At 55.1% G+C, this 24,859-nt stretch carries 20 protein-coding genes; 6 read left to right on the plus strand and 14 right to left on the minus strand.

Translation table 11 applies throughout. The features are described 5' to 3' along the window. Positions 1 to 13: 13 nt before the first annotated feature. A complete protein-coding gene (locus N909_RS0113695; protein ID WP_029916030.1) occupies positions 14 to 721 on the minus strand; it encodes a response regulator transcription factor in 708 nt (235 codons plus the stop codon). Then, positions 714 to 1,670, minus strand: coding sequence for a sensor histidine kinase (locus N909_RS0113700; RefSeq protein WP_029916032.1), 957 nt, complete (start codon positions 1,668 to 1,670; stop codon positions 714 to 716). Before N909_RS0113700 ends, N909_RS0113695 begins: the two co-directional genes overlap by 8 nt. A gap of 224 nt (positions 1,671 to 1,894) precedes the next feature. Here N909_RS0113700 and N909_RS0113705 point away from each other — a divergent pair, with 224 nt between their 5' ends. Beyond that, complete coding sequence (locus tag N909_RS0113705) at positions 1,895 to 2,974, plus strand: nitronate monooxygenase (protein ID WP_029916039.1); 1,080 nt, start codon at positions 1,895 to 1,897, stop codon at positions 2,972 to 2,974. 178 nt (positions 2,975 to 3,152) lie between these two features. Here the strand turns inward: N909_RS0113705 and N909_RS0113710 are convergent, their stop codons facing one another. From N909_RS0113710 to N909_RS0113725, 3 genes are all read right to left on the minus strand, one after another. Next, positions 3,153 to 3,797, minus strand: a complete 645-nt coding sequence (locus N909_RS0113710) for a DUF8082 domain-containing protein (RefSeq protein WP_029916041.1) — start codon at positions 3,795 to 3,797, stop codon at positions 3,153 to 3,155. A gap of 275 nt (positions 3,798 to 4,072) precedes the next feature. Beyond that, complete coding sequence (locus tag N909_RS24695; protein ID WP_051689761.1) at positions 4,073 to 4,930, minus strand: OmpA family protein; 858 nt, start codon at positions 4,928 to 4,930, stop codon at positions 4,073 to 4,075. A 12-nt stretch (positions 4,931 to 4,942) separates the two neighbouring features. Beyond that, positions 4,943 to 5,815 carry a c-type heme family protein gene (locus tag N909_RS0113725; protein WP_029916045.1) on the minus strand — a complete coding sequence of 291 codons (873 nt, stop codon included), beginning with the start codon at positions 5,813 to 5,815 and terminating at the stop codon, positions 4,943 to 4,945. Positions 5,816 to 6,162: 347 nt separating this feature from the next. Between N909_RS0113725 and N909_RS0113730 the strand changes: the two genes are divergently transcribed. From N909_RS0113730 to N909_RS0113750, 5 genes are all read left to right on the plus strand, one after another. Next, positions 6,163 to 6,888, plus strand: a complete 726-nt coding sequence (locus tag N909_RS0113730) for a hypothetical protein (RefSeq protein WP_029916046.1) — start codon at positions 6,163 to 6,165, stop codon at positions 6,886 to 6,888. A 102-nt stretch (positions 6,889 to 6,990) separates the two neighbouring features. Then, positions 6,991 to 8,100, plus strand: coding sequence for a radical SAM/SPASM domain-containing protein (locus N909_RS0113735; RefSeq protein ID WP_029916048.1), 1,110 nt, complete (start codon positions 6,991 to 6,993; stop codon positions 8,098 to 8,100). A gap of 79 nt (positions 8,101 to 8,179) precedes the next feature. Beyond that, positions 8,180 to 9,217 carry a uroporphyrinogen decarboxylase gene (gene hemE, locus N909_RS0113740; RefSeq protein ID WP_029916051.1) on the plus strand — a complete coding sequence of 346 codons (1,038 nt, stop codon included), beginning with the start codon at positions 8,180 to 8,182 and terminating at the stop codon, positions 9,215 to 9,217. Between the two features lie 86 nt (positions 9,218 to 9,303). Next, complete coding sequence (gene hemH, locus N909_RS0113745) at positions 9,304 to 10,275, plus strand: ferrochelatase (protein ID WP_029916057.1); 972 nt, start codon at positions 9,304 to 9,306, stop codon at positions 10,273 to 10,275. Continuing rightward, on the plus strand, positions 10,272 to 10,454 hold the full coding sequence (locus tag N909_RS0113750; RefSeq protein WP_029916059.1) for a hypothetical protein: 183 nt from the start codon (positions 10,272 to 10,274) through the stop codon (positions 10,452 to 10,454). Before hemH ends, N909_RS0113750 begins: the two co-directional genes overlap by 4 nt. Before the next feature lie 34 nt (positions 10,455 to 10,488). Here N909_RS0113750 and N909_RS24700 read toward each other — a convergent pair whose 3' ends face one another. The 9 genes from N909_RS24700 to N909_RS0113805 all read right to left on the minus strand — a co-directional run bounded on the left by N909_RS24700 (position 10,489) and on the right by N909_RS0113805 (position 24,845). Next, positions 10,489 to 13,320 carry a PAS domain S-box protein gene (locus N909_RS24700; RefSeq protein WP_051689762.1) on the minus strand — a complete coding sequence of 944 codons (2,832 nt, stop codon included), beginning with the start codon at positions 13,318 to 13,320 and terminating at the stop codon, positions 10,489 to 10,491. Between the two features lie 206 nt (positions 13,321 to 13,526). Then, positions 13,527 to 14,951 (minus strand): sigma-54-dependent transcriptional regulator, encoded by a 1,425-nt coding sequence (locus tag N909_RS0113760; protein ID WP_029916062.1) that lies wholly within the window; start codon positions 14,949 to 14,951, stop codon positions 13,527 to 13,529. Next, positions 14,938 to 16,905, minus strand: a complete 1,968-nt coding sequence (locus tag N909_RS24705; protein ID WP_162179123.1) for a response regulator — start codon at positions 16,903 to 16,905, stop codon at positions 14,938 to 14,940. The genes N909_RS0113760 and N909_RS24705 overlap by 14 nt, the downstream gene beginning before the upstream one ends. Positions 16,906 to 16,932: 27 nt before the next feature. Then, the gene (locus N909_RS0113770; protein WP_029916065.1) at positions 16,933 to 18,396 is read right to left on the minus strand and encodes a response regulator; all 1,464 of its coding nucleotides are present in this window, start codon (positions 18,394 to 18,396) and stop codon (positions 16,933 to 16,935) included. A 158-nt stretch (positions 18,397 to 18,554) separates the two neighbouring features. After that, positions 18,555 to 20,375: a methyl-accepting chemotaxis protein gene (locus tag N909_RS23880; protein ID WP_051689764.1), complete on the minus strand. Its 1,821-nt coding sequence runs from the start codon at positions 20,373 to 20,375 to the stop codon at positions 18,555 to 18,557. Positions 20,376 to 20,820: 445 nt separating this feature from the next. Then, on the minus strand, positions 20,821 to 21,681 hold the full coding sequence (gene ccsB / locus N909_RS0113785; RefSeq protein ID WP_029916068.1) for a c-type cytochrome biogenesis protein CcsB: 861 nt from the start codon (positions 21,679 to 21,681) through the stop codon (positions 20,821 to 20,823). 3 nt (positions 21,682 to 21,684) lie between these two features. Then, the gene (gene resB / locus N909_RS0113790) at positions 21,685 to 23,064 is read right to left on the minus strand and encodes a cytochrome c biogenesis protein ResB (protein ID WP_029916070.1); all 1,380 of its coding nucleotides are present in this window, start codon (positions 23,062 to 23,064) and stop codon (positions 21,685 to 21,687) included. 104 nt (positions 23,065 to 23,168) lie between these two features. After that, positions 23,169 to 23,639 carry a hypothetical protein gene (locus tag N909_RS0113795; RefSeq protein WP_029916072.1) on the minus strand — a complete coding sequence of 157 codons (471 nt, stop codon included), beginning with the start codon at positions 23,637 to 23,639 and terminating at the stop codon, positions 23,169 to 23,171. Between the two features lie 339 nt (positions 23,640 to 23,978). After that, positions 23,979 to 24,845, minus strand: a complete 867-nt coding sequence (locus tag N909_RS0113805) for a DnaJ C-terminal domain-containing protein (RefSeq protein WP_029916074.1) — start codon at positions 24,843 to 24,845, stop codon at positions 23,979 to 23,981. Between the last annotated feature and the right edge of the window lie 14 nt (positions 24,846 to 24,859).

Genomic DNA, 24,859 nt, shown 5'->3' on the forward strand with positions numbered 1-24,859 from the left:
GCAACCTGCAGTTTCAGGCTTCGGCCTTGCTGACGAAACGGTAGCCGCGGCCGCGAACGGTCAGAAAAAACTGCGGCCGGGCGGGGTTCTCCTCAAAATATTTACGCAGCCGGACAATGAAATTATCCAGAGTCCGGGTTTCGGTCTTGGGTGAGACTCCCCAGACCTGCTGCAGGATCTCGCCACGGGACAAAACTTTCCCTTCGTTATTGAAAAACAAAGAGAGCATTTTAATTTCCAGCTCGGTCAGTTCGATGGTGCCGTGGGCCGTCTCGGCCTGATGGGTCTGCCAGTCGATCCGGTTGCCGCCGAACCGGGAATCTTCCCGCTGGCGTTCGGTCGGCTGCCATTGGGCGCGGCGCAGCAGGGCGGCCACGCGCAGGAGGAATTCCTTGAGGTTGAAGGGTTTGGTCAGGTAATCGTCGGCCCCTTCACTGAGTCCCCTGATCCGATCCTGTTCCGCCCCACGCGCAGTCAGCATGAGCACCGGGATCCGATTGCCGCGTGAGCGCAGGGTCCGGCACACTTCAAGGCCGCCAATGCCCGGGAGCATCAGGTCGAGAATCAGCAGCGCAAAGCTTTGGCCGGCTAACAGTTCAAGCGCTTCTTCACCGCTTTCAACCTGAGTAACGAGATAGCCCTCTTCCTGCAGATTGAAGACCAGGCCCTGGGCGATATGGGGTTCATCCTCGACCAGTAGCAACGGAACTTTTTCACTCATCGGCAGCCTCGTTGGAAATTAGTGGAATCATCAGATGAAAGGTGGTGCCCTGGTTGTTTCTCGCTCCGCCGATCCAGACCTTGCCACCATGGTTTTTGATGATGTTGCTGACGATAAACAGGCCGAGCCCGGTCCCGCGAATGGTTTTCCCGCTCTGGCGAATCCGGTAAAACATGCGGAAGACCTTTTTGCGATCGCGGACCGGGATTCCTCTGCCCTGGTCTGCGAAGCGTAAATGGGCCATCCCCCGCTCACGTTTCAGGCTGATGGAGACAACCGGCGGTCCATCTGCATAAAGGATGGAGTTTTCCAGCAGGTTGCGCATGACGGTCGCCATGGCCTCCGGTTCGATCTTGGCAAGCAGACCGCTTTCTATCTCCCAGCCCAGGGTTCCTTCCGCAGGAAAACGCTCTTTTTCACGATACAGGTATTCTTCCAGCAGGCGCGACAGGTTATGGACCTCAAGGTTCAGCTGTGCCCCTTTATGCTCGATTTTACCGGCCGTCAGCAGATTATTGATCAAAGTGTTCAGCCGTTTGGTGTCTTCCTGCATCAGCGCGGTGAATTTCTGCAGCTGTGCCGGGGTCGGTTGACGCAGTTGAATGGTTTCCAGGTGCAGCTGCAATGAGGCCAGCGGAGACTTCAACTCATGGCTGACCTGGTTGATGAAATGGCGCTGCGCCTTGTTCAATGAGGCCTGGCGACGCCAGTAGATGAAAATGACATAGATTCCGATCAGGATGGCGACCAGCAGCAGGATCCCTTCGGTCAGAATCAGCCAGTCGCTGGAACTGGGTAGCCACTCAGCCTGGTAACGGGTCGCCAGCTCCTTAAGCTGCTGATGTCGCCCCAGAAACCAGTAAATCCAGAACACCAGGACCAGGATCCAGAGGATCTGAATGCTGATAAAGGTGATCAGAGGATGGAATAGCCGACGAAACAGTTTCATAGCCCATCTATTACCATCGGATGAAGCGCCGGACAAGCTGGATTCATTGTCATAATCGTTATTTTTTGGAATTCACCGGCCTCAAGCCTGGTCCACCCCCCGGGTGGTGCACTGTTCTGACCGATTTCCTGAGTCGTTGTAGGTATTTTTACACAAGTATTACATTTCCAATGTTGGCTAACTGTTAAAATTCCTCATCACAGTTTCAAACAGGAGTTGTTTCTATGGTGGAAGGTTTGACAATCGGAAGACACAGTGTTCCCTATCCCGTGATTCAGGGGGGGATGGGTGTGCGTATCTCTGGCCATCGCCTGGCTGGCCATGTCGCCTTGAACGGCGGGATCGGCATCATCGCTTCAGCGGGACTTGCCTTAGCGGATGGGAGTTACAACGGGCGGAATTTTTTCGCTGCGGATCGCCACGGCCTGTTGGAAGAACTACGTAAGGCCTACGAAATTGCTCCGGACGGGGTGATCGGGGTCAATTGCATGGTTGCGGTGAGCAACTATGACGATGTCGTGCGGACCGCTTGTGAAGGGGGCGCTAAGCTGATTATCAGCGGTGCGGGGCTGCCCATGAACCTGCCCGAGTTGACCCGGGATTTTCCGGAAGTCGCCCTGGTGCCGATTGTCTCCTCGGTTAAGGCTGCCGAACTGATCGCCCGTAAATGGCATAAAGTTTACAAGCGGTTACCCGATGCGGTCGTCGTTGAAGACCCCGATACGGCCGGTGGCCACCTCGGTGAAAAACTGGAGCGCATTGGAACCGGTGCGTACGATCAATATGCGACCGTCCGTGGGGTTAAAAATTATTTCAAAAATGACTGGAAACTAGACATCCCGGTCATTGCCGCAGGTGGAATTTGGGATCGCAAGGATCTGCAATACGCGTTGGCCCATGGGGCCGACGGGGTGCAGATGGGAACCCGCTTTGTCGTGACCGAAGAGTGCGATGCCGATGACGCTTTTAAACAGGCCTACCTGTCCTGCACCCGGGAAGATATCGGGCTGATCATGAGCCCGGCCGGGTTGCCGGGAAGGGCCATTAAGAAGAATATCGATCAGGTCCGGCAGCGCGATGTTGATCTTGACGTCTACTGCCCTTCGGGTTGTTTGAAAAAGTGTGCTTACAAAGCCAATAGAGAGCGGTTCTGTATTGTCCATGCCCTGGATCGTGCCCAGCGTGGCGATACTGAGACCGGTTTGATCTTTTGCGGCAGTAACGCCTGGAAGGCGGATCACATCGGTACGGTCAAGGAAATTTTTGAAGAACTTTTTCCCGAGCGTGAACGCGCAGCTTGCTGAACCGCTCGTTCACGCTTGACCCGAAATCGCAACAGTAACGAAAAATCGGCCCAGCAGAGCGGGGCGGATTTTTGTGCCGCGGGCAGCCGGGGTAACAATAAATAAAAAGCCGGGATTGAGAAATCCCGGCTTTTTAATGTTCGGCCAACAAAGCCTTCCCGGAAGGGGGCTGAAACTACTAAAGGTTCTTGCGAACTTCGTTGAGGAATCCGTCCTGAGCCTTTTCGTCGTCGATTTCTTCCAGCATGATGCGGGCGAGATCTTCCAGCCCTGCACGATTCGGTTCGCCCTGTTGCAGCCATTGTCTCACTGCACTTTCCAGGGCCAGGTTAGCAACCGGGCCGATGCAGCGGGCCAGGGCTTTTTTCATCATGTCGAGCTGGGGCGCCAGAGGGCCGTTGATGATGTCCTGCGGACTTTGCGTCACGGCGACCGGTTTGGCCGGTTCTGCTGTAGCCCCACTCGGTTGGGTGGCCGCGCCGGATTCGATGGAATCGACCAGGTCAGAGGTCAGCATGCTGGTGGTCATATTAATCAGATGGATATTGGCGTCAGGCTCGCAAAGAACGACCAGTGAAGAGGTGTCGCCGAGTTTTTTGACCAGTACCAGAGCCTCATCATATTGGACTTCAAAAGAATTGACGTCCAGGCTGGCGGTTTCATTCAGTTTGAAGATCCGGTGCAGGACGCTGACGATACGTTTTTGCGTTTCCGCTTTGAAAATGGAAGGGAGATTTGACGCCAGTATCCCTTGTCTGCTGGTATACACACATGATCCCATAACCCCGGGCGACGCTTTGATTTCTTCCAGAAGTGCCTGCATAAATTGCCTCTTTAAATTTAAGGTTGATCGGTGAAACAAGCTGACTCATTGTGAATCAACAGTCGCTGAAATGTCGAATGTAAGGATCTGCCTCTGCTCGAAAACAAGGGCCCCCCTGGTTTTCAGACCTATTATCCCGTCGCTTAACATCGCTGGCGCCAGGCTGCGGGTGGGGAAGAAGCGCCTTGCTAACACAACAAATTCCTGCGCAATCACACGAAGCTTAGAGACATACAGAGTACTCGAACAACGTTATCATAGCAAATCTCGCTTGATCAGGGCACAACTTTTCTGAACTCGACCCTCCGGTTCAAGGCCCTGTTTTCACTGGACGTATTCGGCACGGCAGGGCGAGTATCCCCATAATAGGCCACACTGAGTTTGTCCGCGACAATCGCAAAGTTGGTGAGCAGATAACTTCTGACCTGTTCGGCACGCTCTTTGGACAACTGCAGGTTTGCCTCCGAACTGCCCGAGTCGTCCGTGTGCCCGGCAATTTCAAACGCCTGGCCGGCCAGGGCTTGGTCTTCCAGGGCCTGGCCCACGGTCTCCAGCTGCTCTTTGGCCTGCGGAGTCAAGTCTGCGGAAGACACCGCAAACTGAATCTGCAGGCGCAGCAAGGGTCCGTCGATGGCTCCTTCTGTTGTGCTCCGGGAATTACTCTCCTGCATGACCCGGATAAATTCGCCGGAGGAAATCCGGTCGCCGGACGCTGCTTTGTGCTTGATCCTGGCCAGCTCAAGGGAGGCCCTGGCTCGTGTATCAGCAGGCTCCAGCACCAGTCCCTGCTCATAAGCCCGGATTGCCGCTTCGGCATTGCCGAGCACCATATAGATATCGCCGAGTCCGAAGTATGCTTTACTGAAGCCGGAGTCGATGGTAATGGTTTCCAGATAGCTCTTCAGGGCATTATCGTACTTTCGCAAACGCTCCGCGCTGTACGCATACATGTAATGGAGCTCTGCGTCAGCGGGGCAACTGGCAATGGCTTGGGTTAGCATCTGCCGTTTTTTTAGCAAATTGCGCTCTTTGTGAAGCTGTTCTTTTAAGCTGGTGCAGTTCGCCTCCGCTGCAACAACCGCCGGCAGAGCCAGGATGATAAGGGCAAGCCCGAGCAGGCTTTTTACGAACATGACGGCCCCCTGTTATTCAATTTTGAGTAATTTCACCAGACTGATTCTCAGCCGCTCGATCGCGCTGGCCAGGGTGCCGATTTCATCCTTGGTTCTGCGTTGAATCGGCTCGGTCAGGTTTTCCCCAAGACTGAAATGTTCTGTCCGTTCAGCCAGGTTAACAATCGGTAGAACCACCGAACGGTCGAGGAAAACCCAGAGGATAGCGAGGACCAGAATGATCCCGCCGGCGCCGATCAGTACCAGGGTCTGGGACAGTTTTTTTGCTGCAGCAATGGCCGCAGTGGTCGGAATATAGATAACGAACGCGGCTACGGTGTCATTCATTGTCCAATGGTAACCGGCGTTTGCTCCGTAAATTTCTATCTGGTCCTTCGGGGCGTCAGCAGGATTGCCATGACAATGAAGGCAGTTTTTGCTGTCGACTTTGATGGGTTGGGCAAAATAAAAGACTTCGGTACCGTCTTTGACAATATGTCCTTCTGACGATTTCAGGGCCGGATTGGCCTGGAAATTTTTGATCAGCTCGACCTCGTTCGGATCGGCCTTGTTGTAGGGATTGAGAGGATCGAGGGTGGCTTGCTTGAAAATATAGCCCGGATAGCTCTTGTGGAAAATCTCAAAGGTTCCCCGGGCGCTGACGAAACCGGACATCAGTTCCGGGTAGAAGCGGTCCTCTTCGATCAGTTCCGTGACCAAGGGCTTCTGGACCTGCTTCATATAGGTTTTCGTGGCCATGGCGTAGTTCAGGATGATGTTGCTTTTGATCTTTGCTTCTTCCAGTGCATTGTTGACGCTGAGTTTATAACTGGTATAACCAATAACTCCTATTGCCAGTAAACCCAGAACCCCCATGACCAGAACTGACCTCAAGCGAATGCCCATGTGCATGCTCCCTTCCTGACGTCCGGTAAAATATGAGTGATTTAGATCGTGCTGAACAAATTGAATTCGGTAAGCAAAAGCAACGGTCATTTGATGTGAATCATTAGATTAAAATTAATACATTATTTGATTTTTGTCAAGAATTATCCTTGATGGTATACCTAGCGATTCAAAGATTGACTATTTGAATGTACGAATGTTTATATATCGCTGGAAAATATAAGCTTCATATATTCCGGAAGCGACCGGTCAGGGCAGTGAAATGCAAGGTGACATCCCGGTTGATTCCGCTTTGCTGCGGGTCGCTTTGGCAGCATTTTTTATTAGCAGTACCAAAGGAGATAACCATGTTACATTCTGTCGGCCGAATAGTTCTGAGCCTGTTGATGTTTGCTGTTTTATTGCAGGGGTTTCATGCCATCCCGGCTTTTGCGGATGAAAAAGCCGAGCGGATTCAGTCCTTGCAGGAAAAGATGGCCCGGCTGAAAGAGCTGCTGGCGGACATGCAGGAACAGGAATTACGCAAACAACCACCTGGTGAAATCCCCTGGGAACCGATTCTGCAGCGCGGGCAAGAACGGCCGGCATATGCCCAATACGCCTATTTATTGGCCCCGCAGCTGGCTAAGGAGAATTTGGACAGTATTTTGCAACAAATCTATTTTCTGGCCGAGCAGGACCCGCTGAAGGAGCGCGGCAATCTGTTTGTTATCCCGGCCTTGCCCCTGGACCAGGGAGAGGCCTTCAGCGTTGCTCGCTATAATCGGGCTTTTGCCGGTGAGATGCTTCGGGATCTCGGAATTCCGACCGCCGTTGAGGGCGGACTGCTGCTCGCCCCTGAGCCGCTGGCCAAGGAGGGGACGCTGAGCGGACCGCTGCTGTATATTGATCTGCACGGCGTTGGGCGGATTTTACGGACGCGGATCTTTGAACTGTTGCAACAGCAGCGCTTGTTTGTCGAAGATGGCAGCATCCAGGATTTTCTCTGGAAGCTGCTGAACAACGCCCAACCAGCCGTTTTTATGGTTCATCAGGAAAAAAATCTGACCTGGTTGGCGGTTGCTCCAGAGTGAAGGCTTCTTGATTGATGAGCGAATCAGTCGAGAATTCTTGAGCCTGGGAGGGGACTGTAGTACTCTGGCACAAATAACTCTGACCTGGAAACAGGAGTGAATATGACCTCGAAGCAGGAAGAATTTATTCCCAAATGGATTGCCTGGGAAACCACCCAGCGCTGCAATTTAAATTGTGTGCATTGTCGCTGCTCTTCAGACATGTCTGCCGCAGCTGGTGATTTCAATACCGAAGAAGCTTTCAAGCTGATTGATGATATCTGTGAAATCAGCAAGCCGGTCCTGGTTCTGTCCGGCGGTGAACCGTTGCTGCGCGAAGATATCTTCGATATCGCCCGCTACGGAACCGGCAAAGGGCTGCGGATGTGCATGGCGACCAACGGCACACTGATTACCGACGCGGTCTGTGCGCAGATGAAAAGCGCCGATATCAAAATGGTGTCGCTGTCCCTGGATGGCTCAACAGCGGCCATTCATGACGACTTTCGTAACTCGGAAGGAGCCTACGCCGGAGTGATCCGCGGGGCCGAGACCCTCAAACGCAACGGCATCCCGTTTCTTATCAACTCCTCTTTCACCAAACGTAATCAGCATGACGTCGGTGCAACCTTCAAGGTGGCTAAAGGGCTCGGCGCCACGGCCTGGTATATGTTCATGATTGTACCCACGGGGCGGGGGGAAGAGATCATGAACGAATTGATCACGCCGGAAGACTATGAAGAGATTCTGGCCTGGCACTATGAGCAGGAAAAGCACGAGGACGATATCCTCATGCGCCCGACCTGTGCGCCGCACTATTATCGCATTGTGCCGCAGATGGCCAAGGCCGAAGGGGTCGACTTCAAACGCCGCAGCCTGACTTTTTCAACCGGCGGGGGCAAGGGGTGTATTGCCGCCCAGACCATCTGCCTGATCGACTGCTTCGGCAATCTCAAGCCCTGTTCCTATTTTCATTCCTCGGTCGGCAATGTCAAACAGGTGCCATTCAAAGAGCTTTGGTTCAATTCCAAGGTCTTTAACGATCTGCGGGATTTCAGCAAATATCAAGGCAAGTGCGGGGAGTGCGAGTTCATTAATGTCTGTGGCGGCTGCCGCGCCCGTGCCGATGCTGTGTATGGGGATTACATGGCGGAAGAACCGTTCTGCAGCTATATTCCGCGCCGGACGCGTAAGCGCATGGAACAGGAAGCTGCAGCACATAGCAGTGAATAACGACAGCCCGGATGCGGGTCCGCACCTGGTGCGGTTATGACAATCTTCAGGTCAGCATTCCAGAGGAGGCCAAAACTTTATGTCTGATGATTACAATTTTCTCAAAGCCTGCTGGTGCCAGCCGGTCGATCGGGTCCCGGTCTGGCTGATGCGGCAGGCCGGGCGTTATCTGCCCCAGTATAAGGCTGTTCGAGCGCAGGGTGGCGGCACTTTTCTGGATCTCTGCAAGGATCCGGCCCGGGCTGCTGAAGTGACGATTCAGCCCATCGACATCCTGGGTGCCGATGCCGCGATCTTGTTTTCCGATATTCTGACCCCCATCGAGCCGATGGGGTTGGAGCTGGATTTCGTGCCCGGCCCGGTCTTTGCCAATCCGGTGCGGACCGCGGCTGATGTCGAAGCACTGGTGGTGCCCGAGGATATGGCCCAGGCCGTACCCTATGTCCCGGAGATCATCAAGCGGCTGCGGGCAGCCTTCACCGGGCGGGTGCCGCTGATCGGCTTCGGCGGGGCTCCCTTTACTCTGGCCTGCTATATGGTTGAAGGGAAGGGGAGTAAGGACTTTGCCGCCCTCAAACAGATGATGTATGCCGATTTCCCCCTTTATGATGCTTTGATGCAGAAAATCACCGAGATGGACCGGCGCTATCTGAATATGCAGATTCAAGCCGGAGCCCAGGCCATTCAGATTTTCGATACCTGGGGCGGGTTGCTGGCACCGCACGATTTTGAGCGCTATATTCTGCCCTATGTCAAGCAATTGATCGATGGCCTGGAGCGGGACGGTATCCCGGTGATTTATTTCGTCAAAAACGGCGGGACCATGCTAGAACTGGTCAAGGCAGCTGGCAGCGACGTGATCGGCCTCGACTGGCATGTCAACCTGGGCAAGGCGCGTGATATCCTGGGGGACGATGTCGCAGTCCAGGGGAATCTCGATCCGACGGTGCTCTATGCGCCCAAGGACTATATTGAAAAGGAAGTCAGGCGTATTCTTGCCGAGAATGATGACCGGCCAGGATTTATCTTTAATCTGGGGCATGGTATCCTGCCCACAGTTCCACCTGAAAATGCCATTTTTATGGTTGACTGTGTCCATCGACTCAGTCAAAAGTAATTGCTCAGGATCGACCACGGGGGACAGAAACCGCATCTGTCCCCCGTTTTGTATGATCCCCTTCTGCTGCGGAGAGAATATGCGTTATGCCTGCTGACCAACCTGTTGCGCTGATTCTTCTGAATATGGGCGGCCCAGATTCCCTGGCGGCGGTGGAGCCGTTTCTGTTTAATTTGTTTGCCGACCGGGAATTGATTCAATTGCCGGCCGGGGGCTTGCTGCAGAAACCCTTTGCCCGATTGATTTCCCATTTTCGCGCCAAGAAGGTGGTGGAAAATTATCGCCAGATCGGCGGTCGCTCCCCACTGCTCGAGTGGACAAATAAGCAGGCTGTCGGTATCGCTGAACGACTTGGTGAACGTTTTCGGCCCTATGTCATCATGCGTTACTGGCAGCCGCGCGCCGAGCAGGTGCTGGCAGACATCAAAGCGGCCGGGATCCAGACCGCGGTGGTCGTTTCCCTTTACCCGCATTATACCGGAGCGACCACCGGCAGCAGCGTCAATGACTTTAAAAAAGCGGCGGCCGCAGTTCACCCCGAGCTGGAATACCGGCTGATCGAAGAATGGTACGACTGGCCGGGTTACCTGGACGCGCTGGCCAACCGGGTCAACGAAGGGCTGGACGCATTTCATGATCTGCTTCGCGACGAGGTACAGATCCTTTTTTCCGCCCATGCCTTGCCACAAAAATTCATCGATCGGGGAGATCCCTATCAACAGCATGTCGAGGCAACGGTTGAGCAGGTGATGGAGCGGGTTGGCTATTATGACTGGTCCATCGCCTACCAGAGCAGGAGCGGGCCAGTCAAATGGATGGAACCCGGGACCGAGGAAACCATCGCCCAATTGGCGGCGGCCGGGCACCGGGCACTGCTCATGGTCCCGGTCTCTTTTGTGTCCGATCACATTGAAACCCTGCAGGAAATAGATATCGAGTATCGTGAACTGGCGGTCCGGCAGGGGATTGTCAATTTCCAGCGCGCTCCCTCCCTGAACGATCACGCCGATTTTCTTGATGCCATGGCAGCGCTGGTTCGCGAGCATCTGCGCCGATGATGACCTGTGCCCTATGTTCCCGGGAGTTTTCTGCGGACGAGCCGCTGACCGAACCGGCCCAGCTGGCCGGTCAGTTGTTGGCGGAACAGGAGTACGGCGATGCCGGAGCGATCTGCCCCGCCTGTCTGCTCAGTCGGGGGACATTGGCCATGATGTATCGTCCGGACTGCTTCGATTGACCCGTTGGTGAGGCGGGTCTGTCTGGCTGATCAATCAGCGCCGGTGGTCCAGGACCGTGCGGACCGTTGTCAATAATTCCGCCATATCCAGAGGTTTCATGCAATACGCGCAGGGCTCGTCCAGGTCCATCTCATCACCGGCGGCTTTGTCGCTGTAGCCGGTGCAGAGAATGATCGGCAGGTTCGGGTCGATCTGGCGGGCGAGGCGGGCGAGTTCAATGCCGGTGAGCCCCGGCATGATCTGATCCGTGATCAGCAGGTCAAAACGTTTCCGGGGATCGGTGAGCCGCTTCAGGGCTTGGCGACTGCTGGTTTCAACCTCGACCCGGTAGCCCATTTCACCGAGCATGGCACTGTTGACCAGGGCCAGGCTTGCTTCGTCGTCAACCAGCAATATCCGCTCCACTCCTCCGGGCAGACTGAGCGGCTCCTGGTGTTCCGAGCTGTCGTGTTGCTGTGCTTCCGTCACCGGAAAGAACAAAGCAAAGGAAGATCCCTGGCCGGGGCTGCTGTGGACGTTGATCAGCCCGGCATGCTGCTCGACGATTCCCTGCACTGTCGCCAGCCCCATACCGGTTCCCTGATCAACCTCCTTGGTGGTAAAAAACGGATCGAAAACCTTTTCCAGGGTGGCTCGGTTCATTCCCATTCCTAAATCCTGCACCTCGATGCGGGCATAGATGCCCGGCTGGCAATTGTATTGGGCCGGGATGTCCTGTTGCGCCAATTCAACTTTGTCCAGCGAGATCGTCAGCAGGCCTTTGTCGTGCATGGCATGGACGGCATTGGTGCAAAGGTTGATCAGGGCTTCCTGAATTGCGGTGGGATCGGCGTTGATACTGATGCTGTCCTGTGTGGGCGGCAGTTGACAGCGCAGTTCAACCGAGCTAGGAACCGTCGAGCGTAGCAGTTTGAGGGTTTCTTCGATAATCAGCGCAGGTTGGACGACGGTTCGTGTCCTGGATTCCTGGCGGCTGTAAGTCATGATTTGCTGGATCAGTTCGCGTGATCTGCGGATACCGATGGTCGCATTGTGCAGATATTCCCTGATCGTGGCATCAGCCGGCAGGTTTATTTTGATCAGCTCCAGATTGCCGAGAATGATCGCCAGATTATTGTTGAAATTATGGGCAATTCCTGCCGCCATCAAACCAACGGCTTCCATCTTGTATTTCTGGCGCAGCTGCTGCTCCAGTTTCAGGCGTTCATTCTCTTCGATCTTCTGTACCGTCAGGTCCTGCTCTATGGAGAACAGCAAGGGCTGGTTGTCCATTTGGATCAACCTGACCAGTGCTTGCACCGGGAAGGTCGTGCCGTCTTTGCGCCGGTGAAGCGTTTCGCGACAGACTGTCTGGCCGGCCTTGAGCCGTTCCATATCGCCCCGGAGCCCTGCAAAAACATGATCAGCCGGATCGACAAGGCGAATCGACTGGCCAAGGAGTTCCTCACGGGTAAAGCCGTGGGAAGCGCAGGCGGAGTCACTGAGGTCCGCAATGATCAGATCGTCCTGCTCCGGTTTGAGGACCAGCGCGTAGTCAGGGACATGTTCGAACAGGGTGCGGAATTTGTCCTTTTCCAATTGGAGGGCTTGCTCCGCCCTTTTTCGCGCGGAAATGTCACGGGTAACACCGAGCAGGCCGGTCGGCGTTCCGTCTTTATCCCGCAGAAACCGGGCCAGGATTTCCGTATCGATGATGGAGCCGTCTCTGTGGTATTCCTGAAGTTCAATCAGCCCGTATTGCCAGGAATCTTCAAGGGGATCAAAGGGCTGTGCGCTGATCTCGGCGATGCGCTGGCGAGCCCGTTGACAGGATTCCGCTGTCAGCGTTTCGGTTAACGACATCTGCAACGCTTCTGCGGGGGTGTAGCCGCGCAACAATTCGACGGAAGGGCTGAAATAGGTGAATTTCTCGCTGGCCAGATCCATAGTCCAGACCACGTCGGTGACGTTTTCAGAGATCAGCCGGTAACGCTGCTGCGCTTCGCGCAATTCCTGTTGGGCATGCTTTCTTGCCGAGATATCCTGGATGATGGCAAGCATGACCTCCCGGTTTTCGAGGGTGAATTTCTGGGCATGGATTTCAACATCCAATGGCCGGCCTGTTTTGGTGAGCAGCCGGTCTTCCAGGACGCTGCCGGGAAGCTGGTCCCGGTGGCGGATGAAATTGCGGCTCAGATGACCGGCCGCCACCTTTTCGGCATGGAGAATGGCTTGGGGCTGACCGATCAGTTCTGCGGGAGAGCGTTCGAGCATATCGGCCAGTGCTTTGTTGCACTCGAGAATGATCCCGGTCTTGGCGTCGGCCAGGGAAATAGCAAAGTGCGCTTCTTCGAGCAGAGTCCAGTATTTGCGTTCTGAAAACTCTCTAAAAGCGCGGGGTGCCGCGGTCTGGGCAAGAGCTTCGTCCAGCTGCTGCCGGACCTGGACGAGTTCGTCCTCACTCTGCTGGCGGGCGATAATGTCCCAGCTGACATCGGCCAGTCCGTGGAGCAGATCGATGTCGTTGCTGTCGTAGCCAGAAGGTTTGTTCCCGACGCCGAGGATGGCAACAATTCTATCCTTACGGATAATCGGCACGATCAACTCCGTCAAGATGGGAGCATGCCCCGGAGGCAGGGGCTGACGGCCGAGGTTGGGGAAGCTATTGTGGACGACCGGCCGCCGGGTCTGCACGCATTCCGCCCAGATCCCGGCCTGATCGATGGCCGCATGCGCCAGGTGCGGGCCGGCCTGACAACGATTCTGCAGCGTGTTGGTTGACCACGTTTGCAGGGCGATGCGGTTTTGGTCTTCTTCCAGGCAACAAAAAAAACCGATTCGGCTGTCGGTCAGTTTTTCGGCCTCATCAAGAAAAGCCTGCAGCAAGGCTCGGCCGCTCCGTTTTTCCGAAAGGCGACATAACTTAGTGCGGGCACTGAGTATTTTGTTTAAGGTCCGGCATCCGGGACCCCCAGGGCTGTTGGACATATGCCGTTCCATCTGGAAAACCTGCTCAAGTTGGTGTCTGGGCTGCCACAGTGTTGCGTCGGCAGCTGCATGAAATGAGGACTGTGCTGGTTTTTGCGGTCGTCTCAATCCTCCATTTTTTTCAGGCGCTGATTTAAGGCCTGATGAGTAATGCCGAGCATTCTGGCCGCAATGGATTGGTTGCCCTGCGCCCGTTGCATGGCTTCCTCAATCAGTAACCGGCTGACCTCCTTCAGGGTTGGCAGGGTGTCGCTGAAGCGGACCTTGACCTGTTGGCCAACCGGGGTGACTACACTTGGACCATGTTCCGGGAGCTCCTGGCCGATGGCTTCCTTGAACCTCTGCATGGAGAGCACCCCTTTGCCGTGAACACTGACGGCGTCGTGAACCATGGCCCGCAACTCACGAATATTGCCGGGAAAATGATAGGTTGCCAGAAGCGTGATCAGTTCCGCCGGATACGTCGGCACGGGTTTGCCCAGGATTGTTGCCGCTTCCTGCAGGAAATGCTCAAGGAGCAGCGGGAGATCTTCTTTCCGCTCGCGCAGCGGTGGCAGCTCGACGCGATGGGCATGCAGGCGATAGAGCAGATCCCTGCGAAAGCTTCCCTCTGCTTCTTTCTGCGCCAGCTTCTGATTGGTTGCCACCAGGATGCGTGCTTTGCTCAGTCGGGGTTGATCGCTGCCGAGGGGATAATATTCACCTTCCTGCAGCAGTCTCAGCAATTTGACCTGCGAAGCCATGGAGAGATCGCCGATTTCGTCAAGAAACAGGATACCGTTGGCGGCTTTTTCGATCATCCCCAGCCGGGTTTGTTCGGCGCCGGTGAACGCCCCCCTGATATGGCCGAACAGGGTATCGCTGAACATCATATCGTCAAGGCCGGCGACGTTGACGGCGATCAGCGGCTTGTCTGGATGACAGAGCTGGTGCAAGGATTTAGTAATCAGTTCTTTGCCGGTGCCGCTCTCCCCACCGATCAGAATCGGCTCCACACTGTTGGCAACCGCCTGTAGATAGTTGAAGATACTATGCATCTTGGAACTTCTAGTGACGATTGAAGCGAACGCGGGGTGTTGTTGTCGTTTGCCCTGGAGCAGCGAATCCGAGAGCTGCCGGATTTCCTGCTCCAGGCGATTCTGTTTCAGGACTTTCTGGATGCCGTTGATGATACGTTCCCGCTCATCGGTCTTGACATAGAAATCTTCAGCGCCCTCCTTGACACAGCGGATCGCGGTTTCGATCTGGTTCATTCCGCTGATGATGATGACCGGTGTTTGCGGGTAGGTCTCCCGGATTCGTCTGAGCAGCTCTTCTCCGCTGGTATGGGGCATGGTCAGATCCAACAGCACCAGGCTGTAGCTGTCCTGGGTCAGCAGGTTCAAAGCCTTGCGACTGTCCTGGCATTGGTGGATATTGGTGATCCCGGCTACGGATTTCAAGGACATGGTCATGCTGCGCAGCCAGGGTAACTCATCATCAATCATCAACACGGGCCGCTCAGGGTAGAGCGCTTTAGTCTTCGCCATGAAGGTTTTCTCCTGCGGGTAGTTCGACAATGGCTATGGTGCCTTTCTGCTGGTTGGGAACAAAACGCAACTTGCCGTTATGGGCTTTGATAATCCGAGTGGAGACAGACAGACCGAGTCCGGCGCCGCCTTTTTGGCGTTTGGTGGTGACAAAGGGCTCGCAGATGTGGTCACGCAATTCGCTCGGAATGCCGCTGCCGGTATCCCTGACCAGAACCCGCACCAGCTCCTGGGGCCGATCGTATTCGGTGGCGATGGAAATACTGTCCATGGGGCTTTCCAGGGCCTGGGAGGCATTGATGAGCAGGTTGATGATGACCTGTTCCAACCGGGTCGGAATACCGCGGGTGGTTGGCAGATCAGGGGCCAACTCGACCTTGAAGTCGGCGGTTGCCTGCTTGAGAGTGTTTTTCACCAGGTGTACCGAAGAGCGCACGACCTGATTCAGATCGACCATATTCAGCGGGTCATTGTTGTCGTAAGAGGAGAAGTCCCGCAACTCGGTGACAATATGTTTGATCCGGCGTGATGCGCCGTGAATATCGTCGAGCATCTGCGGAACCGAAGAGAAAATATCTTCCCTGTCCAGTCCGCCGAGAGACAGCTCTTTTTCCTCGGGCAGCTGTTTTTCCAGGACCGGCAGCAGGTCCCGGTAAACATCCATAACCAGGCGGCTGTTGTGGAGAATCAGGCCGTTCGGGTTGTTAATCTCATGGGCGACACCTGCCGCCAGTTCGCCGATTGACGCCAAACGGTTGGCCCGGTTGACCTCTTCCTGCAACCGGCTGTGTTCGGTGACGTCGCGGGCGACATGAATCAGGTAGGATGGCCCGCCTGCTTCCCCTTCCAGCAGGGAGCAGGAAATATCGAAGGTTTTCTCCAGATAGTCGTGGGTCCGCGTTTGTGAACAGACCGTAAATTCCTGCAGGGTGGTAACGGCCGGACAGTCGTTGCAGATTGTATCCGTACCGCTGAACAGCTCGTGGCACTTTTTCCCGGTGAGGCTGTTGTAGGGGGCTGCAAACAGATCGTGGGTCGCTTTGTTGGCTCGGATGATGCGCAGGTCGCTGTCCAGGATGGTGACGCAGTCAGCCATGGCGTCGAAGGTTTTTTCCCACTCTTCTTTGGCCTGGATGATCTTGGCTTCAATCTCCTTGCGTTTGGTGATGTCGTCGAAAATACCGACCACCTGGCCGGAAGGGAGTTTGTAAAGATAGCTGTCGATCCACAGGTTCCGTTGCCCGGACTGGTAGCGCTTGGCCGGCAGCCGTTCCGCGCTTCCTGAGGTCCAGACCCGGCGCATTGCGAGCAACAGGCCGACTTTTTCAGCATCCGGGATCAGTTCGCTTAACCTGTTGCCGATGACCTCCGTCAACTGTTTGCGAAAAACGCTGACGCCAGAGCGATTCAGGTTACGAACGATGAATTCGGCACCGCTGTCCAGGGCGTCACAGACGACCACTGCATTGCCCATGTTATTAAACAATTCCCGGTAGAGGGCCTCCTGCTGCAAGGCGTGCTGTTCAGCCTGCTTGAGTTTCTGGGTTTTTTCCGCAACCAGCAACTGCAGTTTGACCCGGTAGCTTTTCAGTTCCAGGTGCAACTTGATCCGTTGCAGCAAAATTGCCGGCTGGAACGGCTTGCCGATATAATCGGCCGCGCCGAGTTGCAGGCCCAGGGCCTCGTCCTCTTCCTTATCCAGGGCGGACAGGAAGATGAACGGTACCCCGTTGAGTTCTTCCCGGGTTTTGAAGTGTTGACAGAGTTCATAGCCGTCCATGCCCGGCATGAGGATATCGAGCAGGATCAGATCCGGAATAAAGCCTTTATCAATCAGCGCCAGGGCTGATTTCCCGTCGCTGGCCACGCGCAGATCATAGTCGGCGCCAAGCAGGCCGAGCAGTGCTTCAAGGTTAACCGGGTTGTCATCGACCGCCAGAATCTGACTTTTCAAGGTATCTTCCATAACGCCCGCAGAACCTCACTGAGGTTTGTGCTGTTTCTGTTCCCCATGTTTATCATCCGGCCAGCTGTGGAAAAGAGTATTGATCATATCTGTCGCGGCAGAATATTGGAAGGTTTCTAATTGCCGTTGCAGTTCCTGGAGCTGTTCCACGTAGCAGGGGGGCCAGCTTTTCTGCTGCAACTGGCCGAGGCATTCCTTCACCTGTCGCGCTTGATGGTTAAGGGCCAGTGCTTTTATCTGCGTCAGCAGGGCGTGCAGTTCAGCGGAGGTTCCGGCCGGTAATGAGCTCGCCGACGGAGTTGCTGCCAACGTGGGGAGTTGATCGATCCGGGTACAGAGCTCCCGGTGCTCCTGCAACAGCGCTTCCAGTCCAGCCGGTTTTGCTGACGTGCTCAGCTGCTTCTCGAACTGGCGGGATAAATCATACAGCCTGGTTGCCCCCAGTGTTCCGGCAACTCCTTTCAGATTGTGAATTCTCCGCCTGGCATCGCTCAATTCGCCGGCCTGCAGCTCCTGGCGCAGCGCGGGTTCAAAGCTGTCGAAATGTTCGCGATAACTATGCAGCATGCGCAGGTAGACCGACAGTTTTCCGCCGGCCCTGTTCAGTCCGGTTGTGATGGCGAGGTGATCTGCCAGTAGCTCCAGCGGGGGATAGGTGGGAGGCGCTGGGTCCGTTGTGACGGATTCGGGCAGGTTGATCCATTTGCCCAGCTCCCGGCGCAAGGTTTCTATTGCAAAGGGTTTGACCAGATAGCCGTCGGCACCGGCGTGAAAACTGTTGCTCCAGCTGCTGTCGGCATTGGCGGACATGGCGACAATGGGCAGCGCTGCCGGTTTGAGTTTGCGGATACGGCTGATCGCCTCAATTCCGCCCATGACCGGCATGAGAATATCGGTCAGCAGCAGGTCGAAATCCTCCTGCTCGGCCCGGGTGACTGCTTCGGCACCATTTCTGGCTTCAACGACCGTACAGCCGAGTTTTTCCAGCAGCGTTCTGGCCATAAGCCGGCCGATGTCATTGTCTTCGACCAGCAGGACGCGGGGCTGCGGCCGGAGCTGCCCACCTGCTGCTCGTTCAGCTTTGGCGATGATTTGATAGAGGGTCGAGCCGAGGACCGCGCTGTTCATCGTATCGCTGACCGGAACCGCGTAGGCGTTGGCGATACCCAGGTTCGAAAAGCGTTCAATGTCGAGCTGGTGGTGGAAGAAGATAACCCTGAAACGGTCTGCCTGCTGTGCCTGCAGGAGTGTTTCCTGGAGGAAGTCGGAGAGATCTTGGGCGTTGCTGTTGATGAGCAGCCAGGAATAAGTCAGTGAAATTCTTCGACCGGCAGCCAGCATCATGCTTGCGGTTTGGAGCGATTTACAGGAGTGGACCTCAAAGCCGCAGGCTTCAAGGTTTTGTTTGAGCAGTTCGGATTGTTGCGGGTTGTGGAAAATAAGCAGTATTTTTTTTTCCTGACCTGGCAGGTTTGCCACTGAGTGCCCCTTGGGAATACTTGTCGTCAATAGTGTCTTGATAGACAGTTTTTGAAAAAACTAATGATATCAGCTTATCCGGAAACCGCATCCAGGTCAATCAGTTCCCTGTTCAGATCGATGCAGCTGATCTGAACAGGGATAAAGCAGGTCAAGGCTCAGAATCTGCCGAAATCATCATCGTCCAGGGAGATCTGTGGTGCCGCCGAGCGCGTCGCGCGGGGCTGCGGAGCGGGGCTTCCCCAGCCGGTCGGTGCGGGCGTTGCCATTCTGCTCGGTACGGACGCCGGTTTCAAAGTTGAGCGGTTCAATTTGAACTGTGCCAACATGGTGTGTAGCTGTTGCGCCTGACTGGCGAGTTCTTCTGCCGCTGCCGCACTCTCTTCGGCACTGGCCGTGTTCTGCTGGGTGACCTGATCGATCTGGGTCAGGCCTGTGGTGACCTGGCTGATCCCTTGCGCCTGTTCGTTGGACGCCAGCGCGATCTCTTCCAGGATATCGGAGACTTTGGTGGTTCCTTGCATGATGTTCTTGAGCGCTTCTGCGGTTTGCCGCGCTGTTTGTGAACCCCGCGCGGTGAGGGCGACCGAGCCTTCAATGAGTTCGGCGGTCTCCTCCGCAGCCTTGGCGCTGCGGGCGGCAAGGTTGCGAACCTCTTCAGCAACCACGGCGAAGCCCTTGCCGTGCTGACCGGCCCGGGCGGCCTCGACTGCAGCATTGAGCGCCAACAGATTGGTCTGGAAGGCGATTTCATCAATAACCTTGATGATTTTGGAGATGTTTTGGCCGGCACTGTTGATTTCGTCCATGGCCCCGACCATTTCCGCCATTTGCCGGTTTCCTTGTTCAGCGGCCAGTTTCGATTCGCTGGCAAGCTGGTTGGCTGCCGAGGCATTTTCCGAGTTGACGCGAACCTGTTCCGTGAGTTGATTCATGGACGCGGAGACTTCCTCCAGGGAACTGGCCGATTCGGTAGCCCCCTGGGAAAGGCTTTGACTGGAGTCGGCCACCTGGCCGGCACCGGAGGCAATCTGCTCCCCGGCGAGTTGAATCCCGCCGACGATCTCACGCAGATTCTCCACCATGGTCTTGAGGGCATGGCCCAGTCGATCCTGCTTGGAAGCGACCTTGACGTCCCGGGTCAAATCACCTTCGGCAAGAGCTTCGGCCATATCCGCCGAGGAATTCAAGCTGTCGACCATCCGGTCGAGGGCGAGGCCGAGCTGGCCCACTTCATCTTTCTGATTGAGGTTAAGTCGCTGGCGCAGGTCACCCAGAGCGATCTGCTCGGCCAGGGCGACCCCTTTTCTGATCGGAGCCGCGATCGAACGGTTCATGAAGAAAGCCAGCGCCAGAGCCGCCAGAAGGGCTAGGGACACCAGGATCAGGACGTTGACAAGAATGCTGTGGTGAACTTCAGCGGCGCGGTCTTTGGTTGCGACGATGACCGCATCGTTGATATCTTGTACTGTATTGATATGCTCACGCATGGTTTCAAAGGCGCTGCCTGCCGCACCCATGGAGAGTGCAATGGCTTGCTGCCGATCGCTGTCCGTTCCGGCTTGGCAATAATTGATAACCTGGCTGGAAAGTTTCTCCCAGGCCACCCAGTCTTGGGCAAAGGTTTTGACCAGGGCTTTGCTATCAGTCTGAGTAAACAGCGCAGCAGCCTTGTCCCAGCGTTGTTTGGCCTGTTCTTTGTTCTCCTGATAGTCCTTCAACTGGGCTTTGAACTGTTCGGAACCGGGCGTGGAAAAAACCAGCGACCTTTCGGCGACCAGCATCTGTTGAAGGTCGCGGTCAGCCGACAGGATCAGGTTGGTGATCTGTAGCCTGGTCTGCAGGGTTTCTTCAAGTAAACTCTCAATTTTTTCGACGCTGTAATAACCGTCCATGGCAAGGCCGACCATGAGTAGGATCATAACCACGAAACCCACCGCAAGTTTGAGACCGATCTTTAAATTTTTAAACCAGTTCATTCTTTCTCCTTCTCCCTGATGTGCTCACAGGGTTGTCTGCCCCCCGACGCTGTTTGTCCGTGGTGCGACTTCGGTCCGCACTTTTCCAATGAGATAATCTTGATCCCAACGTGAAGCACAATAAGTGCCAATTAATAAATTTGATCTAAGTGTTGGATTTAAAGGATTTTGGGTGGAGTTTATACGGAATTGTTTTGAACCAGCGGTTGCAAGTAAAATTGAGCCTACAAATAGGAGGCAGAGCTTAACACTTTGAAATTAATGCAGGATTGACAGCGCAATGAAACTTGCAGTTGCAATTTATATTGCAACTGCAAGTTTCGGGACTCAGGCAGTTCCCGGTGCAGATCGCTAGTGGCAACAAGGGTTGGCGGGCATAAAAATCAGCGGCACAGAACAGTTACGGCTGAACTGAGCTGTGCCGCTGGATGTCGCTAGGCTGAGTCTAGGCACCACCGTAAGAGTGGAGACCGGAAAGGACCAGATTGACCCCTAGATAACAGAACAGGGTTGCGGCAAAACCGAACACTGATAACCAGGCGGCGCGGCGGCCAACCCAGCCGCGGGTAAAGCGGGCATGGATGAAGGCGGCATAAATGAACCAGACGATCAGACTCCAGGTTTCTTTGGGGTCCCAGCTCCAGTACGTGCCCCAGGCATAGTTGGCCCAGGCCGCACCGGTAATGATGCCGAGGGTGAGCAAGGGAAAGCCAACCATGATCGCTTTGTAATTGAGGTCGTCCAGAACTTTGGTCGGCGGAAACATGCCGAGGATTCCTCCCAGTGGTTTATCCCCTTGCTGTTTTTCCTCCTTGCCGATTTTCAGCAGGTACATCACTGAAACTCCAAAGGCGATGGCAAAGCCGGCGTAGCCGAGGAAGCAGGTGATGACGTGGTAGGTCAGCCAGTTGCTCTGCAATGCCGGGACCAGCGGGTCAATGCTGGAGTTTAGGCTCATCTGGGCCCAGAGCATGCTGAACAGAGCGATCGGCATGACAAAGGCGCCGATGGTCCGCTGCTTATATTTCCAGTCAATAATCAGGTAGATCAAGACCGTCGACCAGGCGAAAAACACCACCGATTCATACAGGTTCGACAAGGGCGCGCGGCCGTCGCTGCCGAGGATCTGGTAGGATTCATACCAGCGCAAACCGAGGGCCGTGGTCTGCAGCACGAACCCGGCCAGGGCAGTAAGGGTCGCGATCAGGGCCACGGTTTTGTTCTTGGTTGCGATATAGGCAAAAAACAGCACCATTGCGGAAAAGTAGGCAACGGTTGTCAGATTAAGTAATTGTCCGCTATCCATGGATTATCCCTCCTTCTTTTGGGATTCGTTTTTGACGGCTGATTCAAATTTCTGCTGCAACTCCTCAAAGGCCAGCGAAAAGCCGGGCTGGTTGCGGTGGGCGTTACCGGCCATTTGGACTTTGGTCTTGCCGCTTTCCTCCCGCAGACAAACCCAGAGGCGTTTGTGGGAGAAGAAGAAGGCGGTCAATGAGCCGAAGACCATCAGGAAACAGCCCGCCCAGACGATATTGACGCCCGGGTCTTTGGCGACCTGTAGCCCGGTGAACTGCGGCTGGTCAAAACCGAGCAGGGCGAAACTGAAGGTGCCGCCGCGTTTGACATCGAATTCAGGAAAGTTCTGCCAGACCACGAAGGGAGAGCCGTGTTTGCCATCCGGGGTGTTGACATGCAGCTGCATGGCCGGGCCGAAGTTGCGGTCATTGTCGGTAAAGTTGGTCACCGCAAAAGAATAGCCGTTAGGCAGGTTGATATGCTGTCCTTGTTTGGCATTGACCGTTATGGTTTCGCCGCTGCCGTTATCGGTGACCCGAACCTTGAAAACAGCCGTTCCCGCGGGACCGTAACTGGATTGATAGAAAGTGATTCCCTTGTAGGTCAGCGGATCGTTGACTTCAATTCTCTTTTTAAGAACTTCCTTGCCGTTTTCGAGAATGACCAGATCGCTGTTGTAATCCTTGGGGCGGTTGCTGCCGGGGTAATAGCTGACGTTGAAATCGTCACAGCGCACCGTGAAGCCAAGATCAATCTCTCCGCCACTGCGCAGCTGAACCTTATTGACAGAGGTTCCTTCGACAATATTGACCCAGGCTTTGTAGCCCCAGAAATTGCCAATAATGGCACCGGCCATGATGATCAGAATGGAAACATGAGTCACGTAGGCGCCGAAGCGAGAATAGATTCCTTTCTGGGCAAAAAAGCACAGCTGACCGTCTTTTTCGGTCATGGTCGGTTTGGCAAATTCCTTTTTCAGGAATTCGGTCACTCGCTGGGCAACCTGCTGCCGGTCTGCCTTGACGGTAAACTCGGTGCTGTTCGCCGAGTTTTTGAACAGCCCGGGGCCGGGAACCAGGGTGGGTTCCTTGATAAAGCGCCAGGCCCGGGGGAAGTTTTTGATGGAACAGCAGATCAGATTAACGCTGAACAGGGCCAGAATGCCGATAAACCAGGTCGAATGATACATGTCGATAAACTGGAGTCTTTTGAACAACTCATAGTTGCTCTGCCCATATTCCTGGATGTATTCGGCGGCAGGGGCGTTCTGCTGCAGTATGGTGCCGATGATGGAGGTGACCGCCAGCAGCAGCAGCAGGATGATGGTCAGTTTCAGGGAACAGAGGAAGTCCCAGACGCGGTCGGTAAAATCTTTTTGTCTCTCAGCCAAAGTTGAAATCTCCTACACAGAATTGATCTGTCAGATAAATATGACAGATTCGGTCAATATAGCCAGTCGTCCTGGCCCGGTCAACCGGTGCTTGAGCAGGAGATTCAATGCCGCAGGACGACAGTGCGTAGGTTGCTGAGGGATTGCAGGGGGGCGAGTGATGCGGTCAGGTAAAAAAGCCGCGGTTCGGGCATAACCCTCAAGCTTGCCAGGTCTGCAGCGGTGCGGAGCTGCGGTGTCAGCGGCCGGGAATCGTGGATGAGCAGATGGGCGTTGGCGGATTGAGTCCGGTATTCCGGGCCACCCAGCGCACGCGGCAAACCGGCCGACCTGTGGCAGGATTCACTCTGACAACAGAACGAAGAGCCGAGCTTCCGGAATGTCTCCGGATGACAATCATTGACCCGCGTTGCTACGGTCGAACATTGCCGGAGGCAGGCGTTACCGGTCTGCAGACAGGCTGAGGCATTGGTCAGCCCGCCGACCACCAGCAGGGCTAACAGCGTCAACAAGGTCAGGAGCAGGTTTTTGCTTGAGCAATACTGTGACACGTTCGGCTCGCTTCCGAAAGTCATTGACCGGGACCCTGCGTGGGCCATGAACGGTTCGGGCTCCGGTTATGGGCAGTTATTGCAAACAAAATGCCGATATCGGCATTCCTTCTGTGGCCGGCAACTCTCCGGCTACAAAGCGGCTCTATACTATTCCAAAGCTGCTCTCTGCGCCTAGTAAAAAATGCGCTGGCCAAGGCGGGCCCGGGGGGCTTATTGCGCCGCTCCGGACTGAAGCTTGTGCGGGTGTCGCCGGGAAAAACGTGCTTTTCCCGGCTTTTATGAAATCAATGCCTGGCGCAAAATGGTGTTGGCTTTGTCCATTGACGCAGTGGCTTTGCCGGACGGAATTGACAAAGGCTGCTAAAGGTCGACCTCCTGCAAACGTTCCAGCAGTTCCTTTTGCTCTGGGCTCAATTTGCGGGGAACGGATACTTCGATAACGGCATAGAGATCACCAGCTGGTCTTTTCCCCGCAGCGGCTACGCCATATCCCCGCAATCTGATTTTTTGTCCGGGTTGGATCCCGGCCGGAACCTTGACGCGTTTGGGGGTGTCCAGAGTCGGGACCTCAATCGAGGTTCCCAGGCAGACGCCGCTGAACGGGACCTCGGCTCTGACCAGCAAATCATTGCCGTCGCGGGTAAAGACCGGGTCCGGTTCAATATCGATATGCAGGAACAGGTCGCCGGGGGGGCCGCCGGCCGGGTTCGCCCCGCCTTTACCGGAAACCCTGAGTTTGCTGCCACTTTCGATTCCTGCCGGAATCCGCACTTTGATCTGTTCGACCTTCCCTTCGGAGTGATAGTCGATGCGGCGTTCTCCGCCCTGCACGGCCAACCGAAACGGAATGCTGATTTGCATCGAATAATCCTGGCCTTTGACCGGTCTTCTGGACCTGCGGCCGCCGCCGAACAGCTGACTGAACAGATCTTCCCCGTTGAAGCCATTGCCGAAAATATCGCCGGGGTTGATATTGCGGAAAATATCCTCCTGGCTGTAGCGCTGCTGAAATCCCGCTGCCCCGAACTGATCATACTGGCGGCGCTTGTCAGGATCGGAGAGAACAGCATAAGCTTCGGTGATTTTTTTAAACTGGTCCTCGGCTTTTTTATCGCCCGGATTCTTGTCCGGGTGATATTTCTGGGCCAGTTTGCGGTAGGCCTTTTTTATTTCTGCGCTCTCGGCGTTTCGTGCGACACCGAGGGTGTGATAATAGTCTTCTGCCATGGGTATGGATCTCC

Source organism: Pelobacter seleniigenes DSM 18267 (genome assembly GCF_000711225.1).
GTDB lineage: Bacteria > Desulfobacterota > Desulfuromonadia > Desulfuromonadales > Geopsychrobacteraceae > Seleniibacterium > Seleniibacterium seleniigenes.